Below are 2,949 nucleotides of genomic sequence, written 5' to 3'. Positions count from 1 at the left end.
CATTAATCCCGACACCGTCCCCGTTAACCATTTCATGATTTGCATAACCTCTCCTTACTCAATTATCGGTCCAGAACTATTTTGTACCGCTTTGATACGCTCTAATAAATCTGCCCAGTCCACTCTTCGTGTATAACCAATCACATCAATCCATGGTGGTAAACCGCCACCACCTTTCACAATATAGTACCCCTGATCAGCATCTTCGATGCCAGCCATTTCACAGACATCATTTCGTAAATAACAAGACAGTCCTAAACGTTTGTAAGAAAAGTCATCAAAAAAACGTAAAAAACTTCTGGATATCATGCCTGTTGCACCACCGCCAACCTGCGTTAAATTATCTACGGCACGCTGACTGATAACACGTTTCCCCGGATTATCTTCAGACGTTTCTAATGTGGCATCAAACTGGACCGGTTTCCAATCAGACAATCGTAAGTTATGAACAGCTCCGGACACACGACCTGTAATTTTTCCCACATCAAACGTTTTGGTTAACAGTGCTAAATCTAACTCTGTGATATCAATATTGGCATACAGTTGTGGTAATACGCCAAGAGGATCCGTCAAACGCAAGTCGCGAATGACTGTCGTACCATCGAAGACTTTAACTTGTAATGCCCCATCGATAGTTAATTGCTGAGATTGGTATCGCACATGAGGAATAACGCCCGATAACTTACCATGCATTGTCGGCCAGTCCAGTGCCTGCGTTAAACTCTCCATGGATATCGGTAACAACAAGCCATCAAATGACCAGGTTATCTGTTTATCTTCTTGTTGCTGCAAACTCAGCTGATTTATTTGTAGCTCTCCATCCAATACGGGAATCGTCGTTTCTTCTACTAACTTAAAGCCATTTTTCACAGTTTGCGTATGCAGACTGCCGGCACCAATATCGACAGCATACAGTTTGGCTTGCTGCCAGGATAAATAACCATTTAAAGGCTTATCACTATTGGTCCAAACCAGTTCACCATTCAGCTTATCCGCCTTGTAACGCTGCTCACTATCCACCACACTGACGTTATTCAACGTGGCACTCAGCTGATGCTGCTTGTCAGACCAACTTATTGAGGATGAAACCTGACCTGACAATTGTAAATCAGCTGCGGCAGTGCCCACCATAAAAGGCTTTAGCCATGTTGAATAAAATGGTGATAGCGTTTTTACAGTCACATTCGCTTCAACCTTAGTCGGCATATTATCTGTTATTTCAGCAGTGGCCTCTAAAGTAAATTGTTCTGGTTGCGTTAACTTGATATCCGCTAAGGTCCAGTGATTTAAGCCTGATTCATACTTGCCTTCAATGCTTAACTCAATGGCAGAAGTAGATAAATCGACAAAGACAGGATCACTATAAACCTGGCCTGCAGTGAATGAAGATGCAGCAACAATATCCCAGGTATTGTCCGTATTATTTAAGGCGACATCTCCTTGCATTGTCACATTTTCCGCCACCTGACTTGCCGTCGTATTACTAAAACCCAAATCAGTGAATTGCCACTTTGCGGTGGCTGACGATACTCCCAGCAAGTTTCCATCAAAACGTGCTTGAACAGATATCTGACCTTGAGGCTGCCAGTTGTTGACCACATCAATGTATTGTTTATCCAAAAATTGAGGTAGCCATTTCTGTAGTGCTGATAAGGGAATATTCTGAGCATCAATATTCACGTCCCAACGCTGTTCATCAAGACTAATATCAAGGCTTACCGTACCACCATCCAGTCTCAGATTTTTTAGCTGGATATGATATTGTTCACCTTCGGTACTGACATCGAGACTAAATTGGATTTGTTGCTGCCCCAGCTCAGGATGAGAAAACTGTAAACTACCTGACTGACAATGAAAGGCATCCGTTAACCAAGCTGCTTTTGTACACTCAAATGTCACATTGCGTAATTGATTCAGTGGTTCAGCTAAGGTGATTTGAGCAGCGGTCCCTGATAGCTTCAGACCATCAGAAGTAAGTTGGACATAGGTCTTCAGCTCTTTCGCATCAAATTTTTCTGCCCAGCTATGTTCACTACTAATTTGAATCGTATTAATAGCGAATACCGGGAATGACCATAAACATAGCCATAAGAAAACTGACTTTGGCGTCAGATAGCTCATTATCAGGCAGGGAAAACGCCTGTTGAGATGTAACGATCGCCACGGTCACAGACGATACTGACAATCACCGCATTTTCTACCTGCTCAGAGACCTTCATAGCTGCAGCTAATGCACCACCCGATGACACTCCGGCAAAAATACCTTCTTCAGCGGCCAGTCGTCGCATCATGCTTTCAGCTTCATCTTGAGTGACATCTATTGTTATATCAATGCGCTCTGGCTCGAAAATCTCAGGTAAATAAGCCTGCGGCCAACGGCGAATACCCGGAATACTGGCGCCCTCTGCCGGCTGCACACCCACCACTTGAATCGCTGGTTTTTGTTCTTTTAAATAACGCGATGTCCCCATAATTGTGCCGGTCGTGCCCATTGAACTCACGAAGTGGGTAACTTCGCCCTCGGTATCAGCCCATATTTCAGGCCCCGTAGATTCATAATGGGCCAGAGGATTATCAAAGTTTCCAAATTGATTTAGCACCTTGCCTTTGCCCTCTTTCTGCATTTGTAAGGCCAGATCCCTTGCGGACTCCATACCATCTGTCAGAACAAGTTCGGCACCATACGCTTTCATTGAAGCACGACGTTCAGCACTACTGTTTTCCGGCATAATCAGAATCATTCGATACCCTAGTATCGCCGTCACCATCGCCAAAGCAATACCAGTATTGCCACTGGTCGCTTCGATCAAGGTGTCGCCAGGCATGATATCACCGCGTAACTGCGCTTGTTGAATCATACTCACCACAGGTCGGTCTTTAACCGAGCCAGCTGGATTATTACCTTCCAGTTTCACCAGAATGGTATTACTCGACTCGCCGGGAATACGC

2 protein-coding genes are annotated in these 2,949 nt (G+C 44.5%); both read right to left on the bottom strand.

Annotated features, from left to right (window positions below; all coding sequences use genetic code 11):
• Positions 1-54: 54 nt before the first annotated feature.
• Complete coding sequence (locus B4K20_RS00605; RefSeq protein WP_286305159.1) at positions 55-2,121, bottom strand: hypothetical protein; 2,067 nt, start codon at positions 2,119-2,121, stop codon at positions 55-57.
• Positions 2,122-2,123: 2 nt separating this feature from the next.
• Positions 2,124-2,949: cysteine synthase CysM (gene cysM, locus B4K20_RS00600; protein WP_289281484.1), on the bottom strand; the 826-nt coding region annotated here is incomplete at its 5' end.

The organism is Methylophaga sp. UBA5088, from assembly GCF_002414625.1.
Lineage (GTDB): Bacteria > Pseudomonadota > Gammaproteobacteria > Nitrosococcales > Methylophagaceae > Methylophaga > Methylophaga marina.
Note: the sequence above shows the minus strand (reverse complement) of the source record. Positions and strands in the feature narration are given on the sequence as shown.